The organism is Serratia sp. TSA_105.2 (assembly GCF_052692115.1).
On sequence record NZ_JBQZFT010000004.1, the window covers coordinates 331,737 to 352,883 of the forward strand.

At 63.1% G+C, this 21,147-nt stretch carries 17 protein-coding genes and 1 riboswitch; of the genes, 4 read left to right on the forward strand and 13 right to left on the reverse strand.

What is annotated here, in order from left to right; all coding sequences use genetic code 11:
• Positions 1 to 95: 95 nt before the first annotated feature.
• The 3 genes from rluA to ACUTSC_RS15780 all read right to left on the reverse strand — a co-directional run bounded on the left by rluA (position 96) and on the right by ACUTSC_RS15780 (position 6,330).
• Positions 96 to 746, reverse strand: coding sequence for a bifunctional tRNA pseudouridine(32) synthase/23S rRNA pseudouridine(746) synthase RluA (gene rluA, locus ACUTSC_RS15770; protein ID WP_197766995.1), 651 nt, complete (start codon positions 744 to 746; stop codon positions 96 to 98).
• 57 nt (positions 747 to 803) lie between these two features.
• A complete protein-coding gene (gene rapA / locus ACUTSC_RS15775; RefSeq protein ID WP_197766994.1) occupies positions 804 to 3,710 on the reverse strand; it encodes an RNA polymerase-associated protein RapA in 2,907 nt (968 codons plus the stop codon).
• Between the two features lie 247 nt (positions 3,711 to 3,957).
• Positions 3,958 to 6,330 carry a DNA polymerase II gene (locus ACUTSC_RS15780; RefSeq protein WP_197766993.1) on the reverse strand — a complete coding sequence of 791 codons (2,373 nt, stop codon included), beginning with the start codon at positions 6,328 to 6,330 and terminating at the stop codon, positions 3,958 to 3,960.
• Between the two features lie 214 nt (positions 6,331 to 6,544).
• Here ACUTSC_RS15780 and ACUTSC_RS15785 point away from each other — a divergent pair, with 214 nt between their 5' ends.
• On the forward strand, positions 6,545 to 7,315 hold the full coding sequence (locus tag ACUTSC_RS15785; RefSeq protein WP_033637083.1) for a DedA family protein: 771 nt from the start codon (positions 6,545 to 6,547) through the stop codon (positions 7,313 to 7,315).
• A gap of 26 nt (positions 7,316 to 7,341) precedes the next feature.
• Here the strand turns inward: ACUTSC_RS15785 and ilvN are convergent, their stop codons facing one another.
• The 7 genes from ilvN to sgrR form a co-directional block, all read right to left on the reverse strand.
• Positions 7,342 to 7,635, reverse strand: coding sequence for an acetolactate synthase small subunit (gene ilvN / locus ACUTSC_RS15790; protein ID WP_016929110.1), 294 nt, complete (start codon positions 7,633 to 7,635; stop codon positions 7,342 to 7,344).
• 3 nt (positions 7,636 to 7,638) lie between these two features.
• On the reverse strand, positions 7,639 to 9,333 hold the full coding sequence (gene ilvB, locus ACUTSC_RS15795; RefSeq protein WP_197766992.1) for an acetolactate synthase large subunit: 1,695 nt from the start codon (positions 9,331 to 9,333) through the stop codon (positions 7,639 to 7,641).
• A gap of 111 nt (positions 9,334 to 9,444) precedes the next feature.
• Complete coding sequence (gene ivbL / locus ACUTSC_RS15800) at positions 9,445 to 9,558, reverse strand: ilvB operon leader peptide IvbL (RefSeq protein WP_154747116.1); 114 nt, start codon at positions 9,556 to 9,558, stop codon at positions 9,445 to 9,447.
• Positions 9,559 to 9,646: 88 nt separating this feature from the next.
• On the reverse strand, positions 9,647 to 10,351 hold the full coding sequence (gene thiQ / locus ACUTSC_RS15805; RefSeq protein WP_197766991.1) for a thiamine ABC transporter ATP-binding protein ThiQ: 705 nt from the start codon (positions 10,349 to 10,351) through the stop codon (positions 9,647 to 9,649).
• On the reverse strand, positions 10,338 to 11,945 hold the full coding sequence (gene thiP / locus ACUTSC_RS15810) for a thiamine/thiamine pyrophosphate ABC transporter permease ThiP (RefSeq protein WP_077038653.1): 1,608 nt from the start codon (positions 11,943 to 11,945) through the stop codon (positions 10,338 to 10,340). The genes thiQ and thiP overlap by 14 nt, the downstream gene beginning before the upstream one ends.
• Positions 11,921 to 12,907 (reverse strand): thiamine ABC transporter substrate binding subunit, encoded by a 987-nt coding sequence (thiB, locus tag ACUTSC_RS15815; protein WP_197773592.1) that lies wholly within the window; start codon positions 12,905 to 12,907, stop codon positions 11,921 to 11,923. Before thiB ends, thiP begins: the two co-directional genes overlap by 25 nt.
• A gap of 57 nt (positions 12,908 to 12,964) precedes the next feature.
• Positions 12,965 to 13,083, reverse strand: a riboswitch (TPP riboswitch).
• A gap of 37 nt (positions 13,084 to 13,120) precedes the next feature.
• Complete coding sequence (gene sgrR, locus ACUTSC_RS15820; RefSeq protein WP_197766989.1) at positions 13,121 to 14,782, reverse strand: HTH-type transcriptional regulator SgrR; 1,662 nt, start codon at positions 14,780 to 14,782, stop codon at positions 13,121 to 13,123.
• Between the two features lie 90 nt (positions 14,783 to 14,872).
• Between sgrR and sgrT the strand changes: the two genes are divergently transcribed.
• The 3 genes from sgrT to ACUTSC_RS15835 all read left to right on the forward strand — a co-directional run bounded on the left by sgrT (position 14,873) and on the right by ACUTSC_RS15835 (position 18,003).
• Positions 14,873 to 15,046, forward strand: coding sequence for a glucose uptake inhibitor SgrT (sgrT, locus tag ACUTSC_RS15825; protein WP_004932838.1), 174 nt, complete (start codon positions 14,873 to 14,875; stop codon positions 15,044 to 15,046).
• A 143-nt stretch (positions 15,047 to 15,189) separates the two neighbouring features.
• On the forward strand, positions 15,190 to 16,386 hold the full coding sequence (locus ACUTSC_RS15830; protein WP_197766988.1) for a sugar efflux transporter: 1,197 nt from the start codon (positions 15,190 to 15,192) through the stop codon (positions 16,384 to 16,386).
• A gap of 144 nt (positions 16,387 to 16,530) precedes the next feature.
• The gene (locus ACUTSC_RS15835) at positions 16,531 to 18,003 is read left to right on the forward strand and encodes a DASS family sodium-coupled anion symporter (protein ID WP_197766987.1); all 1,473 of its coding nucleotides are present in this window, start codon (positions 16,531 to 16,533) and stop codon (positions 18,001 to 18,003) included.
• Between the two features lie 37 nt (positions 18,004 to 18,040).
• Here ACUTSC_RS15835 and leuD read toward each other — a convergent pair whose 3' ends face one another.
• Genes leuD through leuB form a run of 3 tightly spaced genes read right to left on the reverse strand, consistent with a single transcriptional unit; the run spans position 18,041 to position 21,146 of the window.
• A complete protein-coding gene (gene leuD, locus ACUTSC_RS15840) occupies positions 18,041 to 18,643 on the reverse strand; it encodes a 3-isopropylmalate dehydratase small subunit (RefSeq protein ID WP_025159634.1) in 603 nt (200 codons plus the stop codon).
• A gap of 9 nt (positions 18,644 to 18,652) precedes the next feature.
• Positions 18,653 to 20,053 (reverse strand): 3-isopropylmalate dehydratase large subunit, encoded by a 1,401-nt coding sequence (gene leuC, locus ACUTSC_RS15845; protein WP_048232639.1) that lies wholly within the window; start codon positions 20,051 to 20,053, stop codon positions 18,653 to 18,655.
• Between the two features lies 1 nt (position 20,054).
• A complete protein-coding gene (leuB, locus tag ACUTSC_RS15850; RefSeq protein ID WP_033649192.1) occupies positions 20,055 to 21,146 on the reverse strand; it encodes a 3-isopropylmalate dehydrogenase in 1,092 nt (363 codons plus the stop codon).
• Position 21,147 lies beyond the last annotated feature (1 nt).

A 21,147-nucleotide genomic window follows, 5' to 3' on the forward strand; every position in this document is an offset into this window, starting at 1 on the left:
CCGCGATGCAACCCCAATTATTTAGGGGAAAGAGCGTAAGTATTTCGGGGGGAGTACCCAGGGGCCCGGCATGCTGGGCCCGTTTAACAGGCGATTCAGAAATCCGGCTCGGCGCGAAAGTGCATCGGCGTCTGGAAGGCGGGGTGGGTGATGCGCAGCTCTTGCGCATGCAGCTGCAGCCGCGGCGCCATTGCCTTGGCCTCCGGCGGGGCGTAGAAACCGTCGCCGAGGATCGGGTGCCCCAGCGCCAGCATGTGCACCCGCAGTTGGTGCGAGCGGCCGGTGATCGGCGTCAGCATCACGCGGGTGCTGCCGTCGGCGTCGCGTGACAGCACCCGATACTCCGTTTGCGCCGCTTTACCGGTGTCAAAACACACCTTTTGCAGCGGCCGGTTCGGCCAGTCGCAGATCAGCGGCAAGTCCACCAACCCTTCGTCATGCGCCATATGCCTCCAAACGCGGGCGATATAGGATTTCTTTGGTTCGCGTTCGCGAAACTGACGCTTCAGCTCACGCTCGGCGGCCTTGTTGAGCGCCACCACGATCACCCCGCTGGTGGCCATGTCCAGCCGGTGCACCGATTCGGCGGCCGGGTGATCGGCCTGAATGCGGGTCATCAGGCTGTCTTTATTTTCCGGCGCGCGGCCGGGCACCGACAGCAAGCCGCTGGGCTTGTTGACCACCATGATGTGTTCATCCTGATACAGGATGTGCAGCGGGTCCTGCGGGGGATTGTAGGGTTCCATCTTGGCTCCGCGAAAAGGGCCGAACGGGGAGGCAGCTGCCTCCCCGCGTCGCGCCGGTTACTGGTGAGTGACCACCACCAGACGAATGGCGTCCAGGCGCCAGCCGGCTTCATTGAGGTTGGCCAGCACCTGACGGCGGTTGAACTCCAGCGCTTCGACTTCGTCGTCGCGGATGTTTGGGTTGACCGCCTTCAGCGCTTCCAGACGCGCCAGCTCGGCGCTCAGCTTGTCGTCCGCCTCTTGCTTCGCCTGTTCGATAAGCGTGCGCGCTTGCGCTTCCACCAGGCTTTCCGCCTGTTGCAGCATGGCGTGCACGTCTTGCTGCACGGCGTTGACCAGCTTGCTGGAGGTGTGGCGATTGACCGCGTTTAGCTGGCGGTTGAAGCTTTCGAACTCGACCTGCGCCGCCAGGTTGGTGCCCTTGCGGTCCATCAGCATGCGGATCGGCGTCGGCGGCAGGAAGCGCGTCAGCTGCAGGTGTTTCGGCGCCTGGGCCTCCACGACATAGACCAGCTCAACCAGCAGGGTGCCGACCGGCAACGCTTTGTTTTTCAACAGGGACACCGCGCAGCTGCCGGTGTCGCCGGACAGGATCAGATCCAGGCCGTTGCGGATGATCGGGTGCTCCCAGCTGACGAACTGCGCGTCTTCGCGCGACAGCGCCTGATCGCGGTCGAAGGTGACGGTGCAGCCGTCCTGCGGCAGGCCCGGGAAGTCCGGCACCAGCATATGGTCAGACGGCGTCAGCACGATCAGGCTGTCGCTGCGGTCTTCCTGATTGATGCCGACGATGTCGAACAGGTTGAGCGCGAAGCCCACCAGGTTGACGTCGTTATCCTGCTCGGCGATGGCGGCGGCCAGCGCCTGGGCTTTGTCGCCGCCGTTGGAGTGCATCTCCAGCAGGCGGTCGCGGCCCTGTTCCAGCTGCGCTTTCAACTGGTCATGCTGCTGGCGGCAGGCGTGGATGAATTCGTCCAGGCCTTCCTGCTCGGTCGGCGCGGCCAGATAGCCGATCAACTGCTCGTAGCAGCTGTCGTAGATGGTGCGGCCGGTCGGGCAGGTGTGTTCGAAGGCGTCCAGCCCCTCGTGGAACCAACGGCCCAGCACCGCCTGCGCGGTATGCTCCAGGTAAGGCACCATGATTTGGATATCGTGCATCTGGCCGATACGGTCCAAACGGCCGATACGCTGCTCCAGCAGATCCGGGTTGAACGGCAGATCGAACATCACCAGCTGGCTGGCGAACTGGAAGTTGCGGCCTTCGGAGCCGATCTCGGAACACAGCAGCACCTGCGCGCCTTCCTCTTCGGAGGCGAAGTAGGCGGCGGCGCGGTCGCGCTCGATGATCGACAGCCCTTCGTGGAACACCGCGGCGCGGATCGCTTCACGCTCGCGCAGTACCTGCTCCAGCTGCAGCGCGGTGTCGGCCTTGGCGCAGATCACCAGCACTTTTTCGTTGCGGTTGGCCAGCAGGTAGTCCAGCAGCCACTCGACGCGCGGGTCGAAGTTCCACCAGGTGGCATTTTCGCCCTCGAATTCCTGATAGATCTGCTCCGGGTACAGCATGTCACGCGCGCGCGCTTCGACGGACTTCTTGGCGCCCATAATGCCGGAGACTTTGATCGCGGTCTGGTACTGGGTCGGCAACGGCAGCTTGATCTGATGCAGGTTGCGGTGCGGGAAGCCCTTCACGCCGTTACGGGTGTTGCGGAACAGCACGCGGCTGGTGCCGTGGCGATCCATCAGCATGGAAACCAGCTCCTGACGCGCCTGCTCGGCGTTGTCACCTTCGCTGTTGGCGGCTTTGAGCAACGGTTCGATGTCCTGCTCGTCGATCAGCTCGCCCAGCAGATTCAGCTTGTCATCGGCCAGGCGCTCACCGCTCAGCAGCAGGGTGACGGCGTCGGCCACCGGGCGGTATTTCTGCTGCTCGGCGACGAACTCGCCGTAGTCGTGGAAACGGTTCGGATCGAGCAGGCGCAGGCGCGCGAAGTGGCTCTGTTGGCCCAGTTGCTCCGGGGTGGCGGTCAACAGCAGCACGCCAGGGATATGCTCGGCCAGCTGTTCGATCACCTGATATTCGCGGCTCGGTGCTTCTTCGCTCCAGGCCAGGTGGTGCGCTTCGTCGACCACCAGCAGATCCCACTGGGCGTCCGCCAGCTCTTCCAGGCGCTGCTTGTTGCGGCGCACGAAGTCCAGCGAGCAGATCACCAGCTGTTCGGTTTCGAACGGGTTGCTGCTGTCGAGCTTGGCTTCGGCGTAGCGGCTGTCGTCAAACAGCGAGAAGTAGAGGTTGAAGCGGCGCATCATCTCCACCAGCCACTGGTGCTGCAGCGTTTCCGGCACCACGATCAGCACGCGCTCGGCGCGGCCCGCCAGCAGCTGCTGGTGGATGATCATGCCGGCTTCGATGGTTTTGCCGAGGCCGACTTCGTCCGCCAGCAGCACGCGCGGGGCATGGCGTTGGCCGACTTCATGGGCGATGTGCAGCTGGTGCGGGATCAGGCTGGCGCGCATGCCGCGCAGGCCGGCGAACGGCAGGCGATACTGCTCGCTCTGGTATTTGCGCGCGCGGAAACGCAGCGCGAAACGGTCCATGCGGTCAATTTGGCCGGCGAACAGGCGATCCTGCGGTTTGCTGAAGGTCAGCTTGCTGTCCAGCAGGACTTCGCGCATCGCCACGCCGCTTTCCTGGGTGTCCTGGCGGGTGCCGATATAGGTCAACAGACCGTTTTCCTCTTTCACCTCTTCCACCTGCAACTGCCACCCCTCGTGGCTGCTGACGGTATCGCCCGGGTTGAACATCACGCGGGTGATCGGCGAATCGTTTCTGGCATAGAGGCGGTTTTCACCGGTGGCGGGGAAAAGCAGGGTAATCATGCGCGCGTCCAGCGCCACGACGGTGCCCAGTCCTAATTCGCTTTCCGTGTCGCTGATCCAGCGTTGACCAAGAGTAAAAGGCATATATTGTCGGCTCGATTCTTTGTAAGTAAGTCTTGTTACCGGGCGGGAAGGGCCGCGGCACCTGTACTGAACGTCTGCTAATCCCGGTTTGTTTTAAATTTGACGGGCAATAGCCATTCACGCCATGCAGACGTCGCGAGACGGCAGGGCTAAGCGTGGTTCAGTTTTGGGAAGGGCGCTATGGTAATGGAAGGCGGCGCGTTCGTCACCTGCAAAACCGGATGATTTTTCTTAACCTGGCGCAATCTCAAAACAGCCCCATCTGCCCGGTGACCAGCGTGGTGAAGTCGTCGTGCAAGAAAGGGAGTATAGCGTCTGCCACCGGTTGCAGCTGGCGTTCGAGGTAGTGCTGATAGTCGATGGGGGAATGGCGCGTCTCCAGCGGTTCCGGCCCGGCGACGGTCATCACGTAGCTGATCCAGCCGCCGTTCTGATACTGCAGCGGCCGCCCCTGACTGCGGTTGTAGTCGTCGGCGATGCGCGCGGCGCGGGCGTGCGGCGGCACGTTGCGCTGATAGTCGTCGAGCTTTCTGCGCAGGCGTTTGCGGTACACCAGCTGATCGTCGAAGTCGCCGTTCAGGGTTTTGCCGACGTAGTCGCGCACATAGTCCTGGTAGGGTTGCCGTTTGAAGATGCGCTGATAGAGCTGCTGCTGGAACTGCTGCGCCAGCGGCGTCCAGTCGGTGCGTACCGTTTCCAGGCCTTTGTACACCATCTCTTCCTCGCCGCCGGCGCGTGCGATCAGGCCGGCGTAGCGTTTCTTGCTGCCCTGTTCGGCGCCGCGAATGGTCGGCATCAGGAAGCGCGAATAGTGGGTTTCGAACTCCAGCTCCAGCGCGTTCTCCAGCCCGAACTGCTGCTGCAGATGCTGCTGCCACCAGGCGTTGACCCGCTGCACCAGCGCCCGACCGATCTGCGCCGCCTGCTGCTCATCATGCGGCTGTTTCAGCCACACGAAGGTGGAGTCTGTGTCGCCGTAAATCACCTGATAGCCTTCGGCTTCGATCAGTTCGCGGGTTTGGCGCATGATCTCGTGGCCGCGCAGGGTGATCGACGACGCTAGCCGCGGATCGAAGAAGCGGCAGCCGCTCGATCCCAGCACGCCGTACAGCGCGTTCATGATGATCTTCAGCGCCTGTGACAGGGGCTTGTTGTGCTGGCGCTTGGCGGCTTCGCGCCCCTGCCAGATCTGCTCGACGATCGCCGGCAGGCAGTGTTTGCTGCGCGAGAAGCGGGCGTTGCGAAAGCCGGGCACCGAATCGGCGTTGTTTGGGTGGCGCATGCCTTCCACCAACCCGACCGGATCGATCAGGAAGGTGCGGATGATCGACGGATACAGGCTTTTATAGTCCAGCACCAGCACCGAATCGTACAGACCGGGCTGGGAGTCCATCACGAATCCGCCGGGGCTGTGTTCCTCCGGCTGTTCGCCGAGGTTGGGGGCGACAAAGCCCAGGCGGTGCATGCGCGGCATATAGAGGTGGCTGAAGGCCGCCACCGATCCGCCGCTGCGATCGGTCGCCAGCCCGGTGACGGTGGCGCGTTCCAGCAGGAAGTTGAGCAGATCGGCCTTGGCGAAGATGCGCGTCACCAGCTCGCAGTCCTTCAGGTTGTAGCGGGCCAGCGCCGGCTTGTCTTCGGCGAAGCGTCGGTCGATCTCCGCCATGCGCTGATAAGGGTTGTCGATCGCCTTGCCTTCGCCCAGGAGTGCCTGCGAAACGTATTCCAGGCTGAAGGAGGGGAAGTTCCAGGTGGCGGATTTCAGCGCTTCGATGCCGTCGATGATCAGGCGGCCGGCGGCGGCGGCGAAAAAGTGGTTCTGTTTGAAGCCGTGTTCGCGCCACTCCAACAGGTTGCCGCCGCGTCCCAGCCGCAGCGGGATCTGGTAGCGTTCGGCGTGCTTTTGCAGCACCCGCAGATCGAACTGCACCAGGTTCCAGCCGATGATGGCGTCAGGATCGTGGCGCTCCAGCCACGCGTTCAACCGTTCCAGCAGTTGGGGGCGGCTGGCGCAGTATTCCAGATCGAAATCCAGCGGCTCATCGCCACCGTTGGCCGGCCCCAGCATGTAGACCTGCCGCTGGCCGCAGCCTTCCAGCGCGATAGAGTAAAGTTCGCCGTGGGCGGTGGTTTCGATATCCAGCGACACCAGCCTGAGCGTCGGGCGGTAGTCCGGCGCCGGCTTCATCTGGCCATTGAGCAACGGCCCATCGCCGTTGCCTTGGCCCTGGGCGTTGAACCACACCGGCGCGGTGATGAAGCGCTCCATCAGGTAGCGTTCGGGTGGGCGAATGTCGGCCTCGTAGACCGTAACGCCGCCTTCCCGCAGCAGTTTTTCCAGCTTGATGAGCTGACGGTGCTGGCGGCAGTACAGCCCCAGCATCGGGCGGTGATGAAAATCCGTCAGTGCCAGCGGTTTCAGTTCGACTTGCCGTTCTTCGCGCAGCAGCAGTTCCGCGCGCGGCTTTTGTTCGGCGGGGATAAACGCTACCGAGGTTTGCGGCGGCAGGCGCAGCTGACGCGGGCCTGCGTCGGTCGCCAGCCAAAATTCGACCTCGGTGCCGGCGGGCGTGTCGCGCCAGTGGCGAGTGAGCAGGAAACCCTGTTGCAGTGCTGTCATAACCCCTTAGTCTTCCACCGGGCGGCGTGCGCGACATTCAGCGAGATGTCGGTTTTGGCGCTAATATAGATAAATTATAGTATGTGTTTTTATACAGTCATTGTCCATCGGCGTTCGGCGCTGCCAAATACGCATACAATTCATCGATTGACTCGCCAGCGGCGCCGCTGGAAAATCCTCGGCCCCGTTTGGCCGAATAATCCGCAGAGGTGTAATGGAAGCCTATTTACAAGATTTGATCACCCAGTCACTGGCTTTCACCCTGATGGTCGTCCTGCTGGTCGCTTTTCTCGAGTCGCTGGCGCTGGTGGGGCTGCTGCTGCCCGGCACGGTGATGATGGCCAGCATCGGCGCCCTGATCGGCAGCGGCAAGGTGGACTTCTACTACGCCTGGGCGGCGGGGATCGTCGGCTGCCTGCTCGGCGACTGGATCTCCTATTTCGTCGGCCGCGCCTTCAAAGGGCCCTTGCACCGCTGGTCGTTCCTGAAGAAGAACAAAGCGCTGCTCGACAAAACCGAACACGCCTTGCACCAGCACAGCATGGCGACCATTCTGATCGGTCGCTTCGTTGGCCCGACGCGCCCACTGGTGCCGATGGTGGCCGGCATGCTCGATCTACCGCCGTACAAGTTTGCCTTGCCGAATATCATCGGTTGCCTGACCTGGCCGCCGGTCTATTTCTTCCCCGGCATCCTGGCGGGCGTGGCGATCGACATTCCCGCCGGCGCCAACAGCGCGATGTTCAAGTGGTTGTTGCTCGCCGCGGCGCTCACGATCTGGCTGGCGGTGTGGCTGAGTTGGCGCTGGTGGCGTGAGGATAAGCGCAGCGCCGATCGGCTGAGCCGTTGGCTGACGCCGCTGCGGCTGCGCGTGGTGTGCGGATTGAGCTGGCTGGCGGCGCTGGCGGTCGGTTATCTGCTGAGCCAGCAGCCCTTGATGCCGGTGTATCGGCACCTGCTGTGGCAGGTGCTGTCCGGGCAATGACTGCGGGGGCGTAAGCCCCCTTCGTATTACTGGAAGAACGCTTCCAGCTGTTCAAATACCCGCACGTCTTCGCTGTGGCGCTTCACCTGCAGCACGTCTTCCAGCTTTTCCACCTGGCTGATCATTTGCTCCAGCCGCTGATCGTCGGCGACCAATAGCCAAATGCGGCTCTGCTGGCCGTCCTTCAGCGGCAGACACAGAATGCCTTCGACGTTGAACGCGCGGCGGGCGAACAACCCGCAAACGTGCGACATGACGCCGGGATGGTTGCGCACGGCCAGCTCCAGGATCACCTGGGGTTTATCTTGTGGTTGCAGCATGGCTTATTCTCCAATCATGTCGATATTGGCGGCGCCCGGCGGCACCATCGGGAACACTTTTTCGTTGATGTCGATCAGCGCGTGGATCAGGCAGGGGCCCGGGCGTTGGATCGCTTCGGCCAGTGCCGCCTGCGGATCTTCCGCGGCGTTCAAATCGCAGGTATCCAGCCCGAATCCGGCGGCGATCTTCAGGAAGTCGGTGCGCTTCGGATAGGCGGCGGCGAAGATGCGCTGCTGGTAGAACAGGGTTTGCTGCTGGTGCACCAGCCCCAGCGCCTGGTTGTTCATCAAAATGATTTTCACGTCCAGATCGTGTTCGACCGCGGTGGCCATTTCCTGAATGTTCATCATCAGGCTGCCGTCGCCGGAGAAGCACAGCACTTTACGCTCGGGCTCCGCCAGCGCCGCGCCGATCGCCGCCGGCAGACCGAAGCCCATGGTGCCCAGGCCGCCCGAAGTCAGCCACTGGCGCGGCCGGCTCAGCGGATAGGCCTGCGCCACCCACATCTGATGCTGGCCCACGTCGGTAGTGATAATGGCGCTGTCGTCCACGCAGCGCGCGGCGGCCAGCACCAGGCCGTAATGGCTCAGCGGATCGTCGGCGTTCGGCATGTTGAACGGGAACTCGCGTTTCAGGTCGTTGACGGTGCTCAGCCACGCGCTGCGCGGCTGCGTGTCGATCTGCGGCAGCAGCTGTTGCAGCACCTGGCCGACGTCGGCATGGATCGCCACGTTGGCCTGTTTGACCTTGCCCAGCTCGGCGCGGTCGATATCCACGTGAATGATGGCGGCGTTAGGGCAGAACTGCTCGGTTTTGCCGATTGCCCGATCGTCGAAGCGTGCGCCCAGCACGATCAGCAGATCGGCCTCCTGCAGAATGAAGTTGGTGCTGCGCGCCGCGTGCATGCCCAGCATGCCCAGCGACAGCGGGTGTTCCACCGGCATCGCCCCCAGCGCCATCAGCGTCATGGTGGTAGGCAGACCGGCGCGCTCGGCCAGTTCCAGCGCCTGCCGGTGAGCGTCGGCGCAGATGATGCCGCCGCCCAGGTAGAGGATCGGGCGTTTCGCCTGGTTGATCATCGCGGCGGCCTGCGAAACCAGCGCCGGATCGAAGCTCGGTGCGGCGTCCGGCAGGGCGATCGGCGGCAGCGCTTCCAGGGTGATGGTGGCGGTCTGTACGTCTTTCGGCACATCGATCCAGACCGGGCCGGGGCGACCGGATTCGGCGATGCGGAACGCGTCGCCGATCACCTGCGGCAGTTCGCGGATATCGCGTACCAGATGGTTGTGCTTGGTGATCGGAATGGAAATGCCGTAGGTGTCCACCTCCTGGAAGGCGTCGGTGCCGATCATCGAGGAGGGCACCTGACCGGTGATGCACACCAGCGGAATGGAATCTAGCTTGGCGTCGGCGATGGCGGTGACCAGGTTGGTGGCGCCCGGCCCGCTGGAGGCGATACACACCGCCGCTTTGCCGTTGGCACGCGCCATGCCCTGCGCCATAAAGCCCGCGCCCTGTTCGTGGCGCGCCAGCACGTGGTGTATGCGGGTGCTTTGGCTCAGCGCGTCATACAGCGGCAGCGCGGCGCCGCCGGGGATGCCGGCGACGGTAGTGATGCCCTGCCGCTCCAGCAGATGAACGATCAATTGTGCGCCGGTGAAGCTGGTGCCCGGCTGAGGCGTGCCCGAAGTTGCCATGTTCCTGTCCTTTCTCAAGGCCGGTGAGCTTTTCTGGGCAGGGTGCTAAAACAAGAAACCCCGCCCGGTTTGCGCCGGCGGGGTTTGGGAATCGATGCGTTGATTCGGACCCTACGGCGCATTGCCGACGACCACCACCACACGCACGACGACCACCGCGGCTGGTAGCGCGGTAACTAGTAGGGTCGAAGTCAGCGAGGATGCGATCACAGGGAACCTTATCATCAGTAAAAAAAGTCAGGTTTTTATAAAAACACAGGCGCAAAATTCGCACAACAGGTTTATTGCCGCAGCATAAAAAACGCGCGTCAGATCACGCTTTACCCGAAATGCCCAGCACGCGCGCTTCGGGCGCGCTGCCGTCCAGCAGGGCCTGCGTCGGGCCGTCGTAGTAAATACGGCCATCGACCACCAGCAGCGTGCGCGGCGCGATGCGCGTGGCGTCGTCGAGGTTGTGCGACACCATCAGCAGCGTCAGGTTACGCTGTTCGCACACCGTCTGCAGCAGCTGCAGCATCTCGTTGCGCAGCGCCGGATCGAGCGCCGAGAAGGGCTCGTCGAGCAGCAGGATCGGCCGTTGGCGAATCAAACAGCGCGCCAGTGCGGCGCGCTGACGCTGACCGCCGGAAAGCTGCGACGGTAGGCGCTCCAGGTGTTCCTCCAGGCCGACCTGACGGGCGATATTCGCCCGCTGTTGGCGCTGCTGTTCAGTCAAGCGCAGACCGGGATCCAACCCCAGCCCGATGTTCTGCGCCACCGTCAGGTGCGCGAACAGGTTGTTCTCCTGAAACAGCATCGACACCGGCCGTTTGGCCGGCGGCGTGGCGGTGTGGTCTTCGCCGTTCAGCAGCAGCCGGCCGCTGGCCGCCGGCAGAAAACCGGCGATCAAACTCAGCAGGGTGCTTTTACCGGCGCCGCTGGGGCCGAGCACCGCGACGCGCTCGCCCGGCTGGATGCGCAGATCAAAGCGCATCGGCAGGTGTTCATAAAGATAGGTCAGTTTTTCAAGCGTCAGCATGGCGCCCCGGTAAGCGTTCGATCAGGGTAAACAGCAGGAAACACAACAGCAACAACAGCAGCGCGGTCACCGCCCCGTCATTGCTGCGGTAGGCGCCTATCTGCTGATACAGGTAAAAAGGCAGGGTACGGAAATGCTCGTTGCCAAACAAGGCGACCACGCCGAAATCGCCGATCGACAGCACGCAGGCGAAGGCCAGCGCCTGCGCCAGCGGGCGACGCAGCGCGCGCAGTTCGATCAGCCGCAGCCGTTGCCAGCCGTGGATATCCAGCGACAGGCACAGCGGGTTGTAACGTTCGGCGAGGTCGCGCATCGGGTTCTCCAACACCTTCAGCGCATAGGGCACCGCCATCAGCGCATTGGTGAGGATCACCAGCGCATAGGGCGACTGCGGCAGCCCGATCGTATCGCTCAGCAGCAGGAAGAAGCCGGTGGCCAGCACGATGCCCGGCATCGCCAGGATCACCATGCCGCTCAGTTCCAGCGCTTGGCCGCCGCGCAGGTGCTGCCGCAGCTTCAGCTCGCGGCTGCTCCACAGCAGCATCATCGTGAGCGCCACGCACAACAGCCCGGCGCCGAGGGCGATGCGCAGCGACGTGAATAGCGCCTGCCACAGCACCGGCTGGCGCAGCACGCTGACGACGGCCTGATTGGCGCCGTCGGCGATCACCGCCAGCAGAGGCGGCAGCAGCAGCAGCAGCGCGGCGGCGATCAGCAGAAAATCGCCGACGCGCCGCCACAGGCTGTCTTCCGGGTTGCGCCAGCGCTGGGCGTGGGTATGGCCCACCGGCAGCGCCTGGCTCAGCCGCTGGCTGATCAACACCAGCCCCAGACAACAGCTTAACTGGATCAGCGCCAGCATGGCGGCGCGGCCCAGATCGTAGTCGTAACTCAGCGCCTGATAGATCGCCAGTTCGATGGTGGTGGCCTGCGGTCCGCCGCCCAGTGACAGCACGGTGGCGAAGCTGGCGAAGCACAGCATGAAGATCAACGCGCCGCTCGGCAGGATCTGGCGGCGCAGCGCCGGCCATTCGACGAAGCGGAACTGCTGCCAGCCATTCATGCCCAGCTGGGCGGCCAGCTGGCGCTGCTCCACCGGGATATTCTCCAGCGCCTGCAGCAACAGGCGGGTGGCCAGCGGCAGGTTAAAGAACAGGTGCGCCAGCAGAATGCCCTGCAGGCCGTAGGGCGAGAAGCCATACTCGATGCCCAGCCAGCCGCACAGCGTCGCCAGCCAGCCCTGGCGGCCATAGACGCTGAGCAGGCCGAACACCGCCACCAGCACCGGCAGCACCAGCGTCATGGCGCACAGTCGCAGCAGCAGCTGCCGGCCGGGGAAACGGCGGCGATAGAGCGCGCGCGCCAGCAGAACGGCGGGCAGCACCGAAATCAGCGCCGACAGCAGCGCCTGCCAGAAGGTGAAGCGCACCACGTGCCACAGGTAGCTGTCCTGCCACAGGCCGCGCCAGTCACTGTCAGGCGCGTGACGCCACAGTGAGCCCATCGCCAGCGCGGCGACCAGCAGGATCACGCCGGCGGCCAGCAGCCCCGGCCAGAGCCAGCGGGGGATCAGCGGCTGACGGCGGTTTGCCATGCCCGGATCCAACCGCTGCGTTGTTTGGCCACCTCTTCGGCGCTGTATTGCAACGCGGTATGCGGTACGTTCATCTGCTCAAAGCCGACGGGCAGTGGGGTGTTGATCACCGGGTACATCCAGTTGCCGGTCGGGATGGTGTTCTGGAACGCCGGCGTCACCATGAACTGCATGAAGCGCTCCGCCAGTTCAGGCTGTTTGGCGGCCTTCAGCTTGCCCGCCACTTCCACCTGCAGGTAGTGCCCTTCGCTGAACGTGGCGGCGGCGTAGAGATCTTTTTTCTCTTCAATCAGGTGATAGGCGGGAGAGGTGGTGTAGCTGAGCACCAGATCGCCTTCGCCCTTCAGGAACAGGCCGTAGGCTTCGCTCCAGCCTTTAGTGACGGTGACGGTCTTCTTCGCCAGCTGCTGCCAGGCGGCCGGCGCCTTGTCGCCATACACTTTCTGCATCCACAGCAGCAGGCCGAGGCCTGGCGTGCTGGTGCGTGGATCTTCGTAGATCACTTTCCAGTTGCGGTCGCTGCTGACCAGCTCCTGCAGGCTTTTCGGCGGGTTTTTCAGTTTGTCTTTGTTGTAGACAAAGGCGAAGTACCCGTAGTCGTAAGGCACGAAGGTCGCGTCCTGCCAGCCGCCCGGCACCGTCAGTTTGGCGGTGTCGACGCCGCTCGGCGCGAACAGGCCGGTTTGCTGCGCCGCCTGCAGCAGGTTGTTGTCCAACCCCAGCACCACGTCGGCGGCGCTGTTCTTGCCTTCCATGCGCAGGCGGTTCAGCAGCGAGACGCCGTCTTCCAGCGCGACGAACTTCAGTTCACAGTCGCACTCGGCTTCGAAGGCTTTTTTCACCGCCGGACCTGGGCCCCAGTCGGCGGCGAAGGAATCGTAGGTGTAAACCGTCAGCGTCGGCTTGGCGAACACCGGCGCGGCACACAGCAGCAATAAGCAGGGCAGATATGTTTTGACCACGTTGCACTCCTGAAAAATAAGGGGGCAAGGGCATCTGAGGGGGCGAGGCGGCGTCGCCGGTTCGCTGGGCTCAAATCCCTCCGCCGGTATTGACCGGATCAGGTTCGACGGGTGTGCTCTCAGCGGAAAATCGGGCTTATCACGCGGCCCGACTTACCGCACCCCGTTGAGACGGCGCTATTGTAAAGATTAACCGACCCGGGCGAAAGACGCTTATGCCTCCGGCGGGGCAAACCAGGCGGACTTGAAGTCGAACCAGCCGAGGGTGTTCATCCGCACGCCGCGCATGCTGCGCTGGCCGTGCAGCTGCAGCCAGTGGTGGAACAGCGGATGCAACTGGTGGTTGCTGACCAGACGCTGGCAGAACTCGGCCAGCGGCAAGCGGTTGGCGCGCCACAGCGCCGCGTCCTGCGCCAGATCTTCGTTCATGCAATGCTGCATCAGCGGCAGTTCGTACAGCGTGGCGAACAGCGAAAACTCCAGCGGCAGATAGAAGTTGGCGCTGCCGAGCCACAGATCGCTGCGCGCGTCGCCCTGGTGCCAGGTGGCGTAATCCACGCTTTGCACGATCAGGCGGATACCGTGCTGCGCCAGCAGCGGTTCGATCGCCTGGCGAATGGCGTGAAACTCCGAATGTTCATTGAAGTGGGTCATCGTCAGTTCGGTCAGGCCCGCGGGCTTGGGCTGCTGCGCTAGCGTGCGGTTGTGGTGCCAGCGCGGCAGCAGGCCGTACGCCGGCGACCAATAGCGCTGGTAGAGCGGCCCTGCGTGGCCCAGCAGTGAAATGGGGTTGATCAATTCGCACAGCCAACTGCGAATGGCGGGGTCGGCGGCCAGGGGGGAACGCTGATCGAACAGCAGGAAATAGCAGCCCTCTTCCAGCCGGCTTTCCAGCTCGCTGTTGCCGGTTTCATCGCCCTGCAGCTGCACGCCGGAGTGCACCAGCTCTTCGGAAAACTCCGGCAGCACCCAGATGTTCACCTCGTCGATCAGCGCCCGGTAGCCAAAATAGTCGTCGAAGGCGTGGATCTTCATCTGGCTGGGATGGTTGCGCACCATGCGGTAGGGGCCGGTGCCGACCGGATGGCGGGCGAAATCCGGCAGTTCACGCCATTCGTGCGGCAGGATCATGGCCTGCACGCTGCCCAGCAGCCAGGGCAGCCAGTGATCGGGGCTGCGCAGATGCACGTCGATAACGAACGGCGTCGGCGAGGTGACGCTTTCGATATGCGAGAACAGCGGTTGCGAGGTCAGACGCGAGAGGGAAGTGATGACGTCCGCCATCTCCAGCTCGCGGCCATGATGAAAATGGATCGCCGGGCGGAGGTAAAACCGCCAGTGCAGCGGCGTCAGCGCCTGCCAATGGTGAGACAGATCGGACTCCAGTTCCCCGTTTTCCTCATTTATGCGCGTCAGGCCGTTGAAGATCTGTCGCGCCAAATGGGTCTCCGAACGCCGCAGCGCCGAGCCGGGCAGCAGGTTGTACAGCTGCCGGTAGTAGAGCACCCGCAGGATGTGTTTCCCCTGGCGGAAGCTGCGCCCCAGCTGCGACAGCAGCATCTGGCGCACCACGTTTTTGTCGCCTACCAGTTGCACCAGCTGATCGATGCGGTCCTGTTCCAGCAGCTCCTCGGCCCGCTGTTGCTGCAGCGCCAGGCCGGTATAGTGGAAGGTTAACCGCGAACGCTTGCCGCGCCCCGACTCCGCCTGCCAGGTGAGCCAGCCTTCCCGCTGCATGGCGCTCAGCAGGGAGCGCACGTGGCGCCGCGAGCAGCTGAGCACCTCCGCCAGCGCCTGCAGCGTGGTGTCGGTGGTTTCACCGTGGCAGCGTTGCCACAGACGGATGAACTGCTGCTGCAATCGGGACGTGGACATAAAAGAGGAACGCTCCTGCCTCAACTCGTCAATTTTTCTTTCCCTATATTACGCCGATAATTTTCATCAGTGAAAGGGGAGGGCGTAATCATGAAAGCTTTCTTGTCCAGACAGTTCTATCAGCGCTACTTCAGCGCGGTGCGCCGCCAGCGCGCCGACTGGCTGAGCGTGGTGCCCGAACAGGCGCGGCTGGCGATGCTGGCGCACCTGACGCAATGGGACATTAAAGAGATGACCGATAAGCAGTATCGCGAGCACCTGTAGGGGCCGCGGCAACCAATTTCTGAGTAATGGTGCTGTTTCACCAGACCCACTGGTTTTTTTATGCGTGGTCATGGCGATGCGCTTGCATTTTTCTCGCCGTGGCCTAAGGTTCTTTCTTCTGCTTTGAGGTCAGGGAAGACGATATGCAACGCCTGAGCCGGTTGTCACTGCGCATTAACCCCATCTTTGCCGCATTCCTGCTGATCGCTTTTCTCTCCGGCATCGCCGGCGCATTGCTGACGCCGACGCTCAGCCTGTTTCTGACCACCGAGGTCAAGGTGCGGCCGCTGTGGGTCGGGCTGTTTTACACCGCCAACGCGGTGGCCGGCATCGTCGTCAGTTTCCTGCTGGCCAAGCGCTCTGACACCCGCGGCGATCGGCGCAGGCTGATCTTGCTGTGCTGCCTGATGGCGGTAGGCAACTGCCTGCTGTTCGCCTTTAATCGCGACTACCTGACGCTGATCACCGCCGGGGTGCTGATGTCCGCCGTTGCCAACACCGCCATGCCGCAGATTTTCGCACTGGCGCGGGAATATGCCGACCGCGAGGCGCGTGAAGTGGTGATGTTCAGCTCGGTGATGCGCGCCCAGCTTTCGCTGGCCTGGGTGATCGGCCCGCCGCTGTCGTTTGCGCTGGCGCTGAACTACGGATTCACCGTGATGTTCCTGATCGCCGCCGCCACCTTCGCGCTTTGCGTGCTGCTGGTGGGATTTATGCTGCCTTCGGTGCCGCGCGCGGCGGGAAATGAGGGGCTGCAGAGTGGGGTGTCTGCGCCGATCGCGCCCGCCAGCGCCTGGCGCAATCGCGACGTGCGGCTGCTGTTCATCGCCTCGATGCTGATGTGGACCTGCAACACCCTGTACATCATCGATATGCCGCTGTATATCACCGCCGATCTCGGCCTGCCGGAAGGGTTGGCCGGGGTGCTGATGGGCACCGCCGCCGGGCTGGAGATCCCGGCGATGCTGCTGGCCGGTTATTACGTCAAACGTTTCGGCAAGCGCAACATGATGCTGCTGGCGGTGGCGGCAGGCGTGCTGTTTTACCTCGGGCTGACGGTGCTGGCGACCAAGCCGGCCCTGATTGCGCTGCAGCTGCTCAACGCGGTGTTTATCGGCATCGTCGCCGGTATCGGCATGCTCTATTTTCAGGATTTGATGCCGGGCCGACCGGGCGCCGCCACCACGCTGTTCACCAACAGCATCTCTACCGGGGTGATCCTGGCCGGGGTGCTGCAGGGTGCGCTGGTGGAAAATTTCGGTCATGGCTCGGTGTATTGGATGGCGGCGCTGCTGGCGCTGGCGGCGCTCGGGATGAGCGCCAAAGTGCGTGAAGTGTGAGGTCAAACGACGCCATTCTTGATGCAAGTCATTGAGAAGGCAGAAGCGGACGCCCAAGCTGAAGGCATATGGAGCGCGATCGTTGCGTTCACGCCCGTCTCGCTATTGAGATGCCGCTTTGTCGTTTAGAACAGTGGGAACGTTATGGATAAACTCACACCGCTCAAACCGCTTCCTTCCCTGTGCGCCCTTGCCGCCACGCTGATCATCTGGTTCCTCATTCCCGTGCCGGAGGGCGTTGCGCCCAACGCCTGGCAACTGCTGGCGCTGTTTATCGGCACCATCATCGCCATCATTGGCAAAGCGATGCCGATCGGCGCGGTTTCGGTGATCGCCATCGCTCTGGTGGCGGTGACCGGCGTCACCAACCCCGGTAAGCCGGGCGCCGCGCTGGACGATGCGCTCAGCGGCTTTTCCAACCCGCTGATCTGGCTGATCGGCTTTTCGATCATGATCTCCCTCAGCCTGAACAAAACCGGGCTGGGCGCGCGCATCGGCTACTACTTTATTTCGCTGTTCGGCAAGAAAACGTTGGGCATCGCCTATGCGCTGACGCTGGCGGAAACCACGCTGGCGCCGGTGACGCCGAGCAACACCGCGCGCGGCGGCGGCATCATTCACCCGATCATGAAGTCGATCGCCGACAGCTTCGGCTCTAAACCCGAGCTCAATACCTCCGGCAAAATCGGCCGCTACCTGTCGTTGGTAAACTACAACATCAACCCGGTTACCTCAGCGATGTTTATCACCGCCACCGCGCCTAACCCGCTGATCGTCAGCCTGATCGCCAAAGGCACCCACGGCAGCTTCGAGCTGTCCTGGTCGATGTGGGCGATTGCCGCCCTGGTGCCGGGGCTGTGCTCGCTGATCGTGATGCCGCTGGTCATCTACCTGCTGTATCCGCCGGAGGTAAAAAGTACTCCGGACGCGCCGCGTTTCGCGCGCGACAAACTGCAGGCGCTGGGACCGATAACGCTGCCGGAGAAAATCACCCTCGGGGTGTTCGCGCTGTTGCTGGCGTTATGGGCCGGCATTCCGGCGATGATCTTCGGCCCGGCGCTGGCGGTCAATCCCACCACCGCGGCGCTGATCGGCCTGGCGGTGCTGCTGGCCACCGGCGTGCTGAGCTGGGAGGATGTGCTCAAGCATAAAGGCGCGTGGGACACCGTGGTGTGGTTCTCGGCGCTGGTGATGATGGCCAGCTTCCTCGGCAAGCTGGGGCTGATCGGCTGGCTGTCGCAAACCGTGGGCAGCGGCATCGACCATATGGGCATGAGCTGGGTGGGCGGCACGATCTTGCTGACCCTCATCTATTTGTATTCGCACTATTTCTTCGCCAGCACCACCGCGCACGTGACGGCGATGTTCGCTGCCTTCTTCGCCGCAGGCATTGCGCTCGGCGCGCCACCGGCGCTGCTGGGCCTGATCCTGGCGTTCTCTTCCTCGCTGATGATGTCGTTGACGCATTACGGTACCGGCACCGCGCCGATCATCTTCGGCTCCGGCTACGTGACGCTGGGGGAATGGTGGAAAGCGGGATGGGTGATGAGTGTGGTTAACCTGTTGATCTGGATCCTGATCGGCGGGGCGTGGTGGAAACTGTTGGGCTACTGGTGATGAAAAAATTCACCCGCCGGGCGGCGGGTGAAGGGGATTAATTCAGAAACGCCGGCTGCTGCGCTTCGTAGCGGGAGATGTCCGCTTCGTGCTGCAGCGTCAGGCCGATGCTGTCCAGCCCGTTGATCATGCAGTGGCGGCGGAAGCTGTCGATTTCGAACGGATAGCTTTTTCCGCCGGCGTTGACCGTCTGGTTCTCCAGATCCACCACGAACTCCGTCCCCTCGTTGGCGTCCACCAGCTTGAACAGCTCATCCACCTGCTGCTCGCTCAGCGTCACCGGCAACAGCTGGTTATTGAACGAGTTGCCGTAGAAGATATCGGCGAAGCTCGGCGCGATCACCACTTTGAACCCGTAATCGGTCAGCGCCCAGGGCGCGTGTTCGCGCGAGGAGCCGCAGCCGAAGTTCTCGCGCGCCAACAGGATGCTGGCGCCTTTATAGCGCGGTTTGTTCAGCACGAATTCCGGGTTCGGCTGCTGGCCGGCGTCGTCGAGGAAGCGCCAGTCGTTGAACAGGTGCTGGCCGAAGCCGGTGCGGGTGACCTTCTGTAAAAACTGTTTGGGAATAATGGCGTCGGTATCGACGTTGGCCGCATCCAAAGGCACCACTAAGCCGGTATGTTGAGTAAATTTAGCCACGTTAGCCCCTTAGTGAATATCACGGATGTCGGCGAAGTGACCGGCGACGGCGGCCGCTGCGGCCATCGCCGGGCTGACCAGGTGGGTGCGCCCACCGCGGCCCTGACGCCCTTCGAAGTTACGGTTGCTGGTGGACGCGCAGCGCTCGCCCGGATTCAGACGGTCGTTGTTCATCGCCAGACACATCGAGCAGCCCGGTAAACGCCATTCGAAACCGGCTTCGATAAAGATTTTGTCCAATCCTTCGGCTTCCGCCTGGGCCTTCACTGGGCCGGATCCCGGCACCACGATGGCCTGCACGCCGCTGGCGACCTTGCGCCCCTTGGCGATCGCCGCCGCCGCGCGCAGATCTTCGATGCGTGAGTTGGTGCAGGAGCCGATGAACACTTTATCGATCGGCACGTCGGTCAACTTGATGCCCGGCTTCAAATCCATGTAGGCCAAGGCTTTTTCCGCAGAGGCGCGCTCGACCGGATCGCTGAACGATTCCGGCGCCGGGATCGCCTGATTAACGGCGATCACCTGGCCGGGGTTGGTGCCCCAGGTGACCTGCGGCGCGATCTCTTCGGCGTGCAGCGTCACCACGGTATCGAATTGGGCGTCGGCATCGGACTTCAGCGTGCGCCAATAGGCGACCGCCTGCTCCCAATTTTCGCCGGTTGGCGCGAACTGGCGCCCTTTCAGGTAGGCGAAGGTGGTGTCGTCCGGCGCGACCAACCCGGCCTTGGCGCCCATTTCGATCGCCATGTTGCACAGGGTCATGCGGCCTTCCATGCTCAACGCTTCGATCGCCTTGCCGCAGAACTCTACCACGTGGCCGGTGCCGCCGGCGCTGCCGGTTTTGCCGATCACCGCCAGCACGATGTCTTTGGCGGTAATGCCCTCGGCGGCGTCGCCGGTGACTTCAATCTTCATGGTCTTGGCGCGGCCCTGCTTCAGGGTCTGGGTCGCCAGCACGTGTTCCACCTCGGAGGTGCCGATGCCGAACGCCAGCGAGCCGAAAGCGCCGTGGGTAGCGGTGTGCGAGTCGCCGCAGACGATGGTCATGCCCGGCAGCGTCATGCCTTGCTCAGGCCCGATCACGTGTACGATGCCCTGGAACGGGTGGTTCAGGTCATACAGCGAAACGCCGAATTCCGCGCAGTTCTTGATCAGCTCCTGCATCTGGATGCGCGCCATTTCGCCGCTGGCGTTGATGTCTTTGGTCTGGGTCGACACGTTGTGATCCATGGTGGCGAAGGTTTTGCCGGGCTGGCGCACCTTGCGGCCCATGGCGCGCAGGCCGTCGAACGCCTGCGGCGAAGTGACTTCGTGCACCAGGTGACGGTCGATATACAGCAACGGCGTTTCGTTCGGCGCTTCGTGCACCACGTGGGCGTCGTACAGCTTCTGGTATAAGGTTTTGGCCATGTTATGCCCCCTGAGCTACAAAGCGAGCGATGATGTCGCCCATTTCATCGGTGCTGACGGCTTTACCGTCACCGGCCAGATCGGCGGTGCGGTAGCCCTGTTCCAACGCCTGGTTGATGGCGCGCTCCACGGCGTCGGCCGCTTCATCGGCGCCCAGGCTGTAACGCAGCAGCAGGGTGGCGGACAGGATCTGCGCAATCGGGTTGGCGATACCTTTGCCTGCAATATCCGGCGCGGAACCGCCCGCCGGTTCGTACAGGCCGAAGCCTTGCTCGTTCAGGCTGGCGGACGGCAACATGCCCATCGAGCCGGTGATCATTGCGCACTCGTCGGACAGGATGTCGCCGAACAGGTTGGAACACAACAGCACGTCGAACTGGGACGGATCCTTGATCAGCTGCATGGTGGCGTTGTCGATATACATGTGCGACAGCGACACGTCCGGGTAATCCTTGGCGACCTGATTGACCACTTCACGCCACAGGATGGAGCTTTGCAGCACGTTGGCCTTGTCGATCGACGTCACCTTGTGGCGGCGCTTGCGTGCGGATTCGAAGGCGATGCGCGCGATGCGTTCAATCTCGAAACGGTGATACACCTCGGTATCGAAAGCGCGCTCCTGCATGCCCTGGCCTTCGCGGCCCTTCGGCTGGCCGAAGTAGATGCCGCCGGTCAGTTCGCGCACGCACAGAATGTCGAAGCCGCGGGCGGCGATGTCGGCGCGCAGCGGGCAGAATGCCTCCAGCCCTTGATACAGGCGTGCCGGGCGCAGGTTGCTGAACAGCTTGAAGTGCTTGCGCAGCGGCAACAGCGCGCCGCGTTCCGGCTGCTCGGCCGGCGGCAGGTGTTCCCATTTCGGGCCGCCTACCGAACCGAACAGGATGGCGTCGGCCTGCTCGCAGCCGGCGACGGTCGCCGGCGGCAGCGGGCTGCCGTGGCGATCGATGGCGATGCCGCCGACGTCGTATTCGGCGGTGGTGATGCGAATGTCAAAGCGTTGACGCACCGCGTCCAACACTTTGCGCGCCTGAGCCATTACTTCCGGGCCGATGCCGTCTCCGGGCAAGACGGCAATGTGATAAGTCTTCGTCATG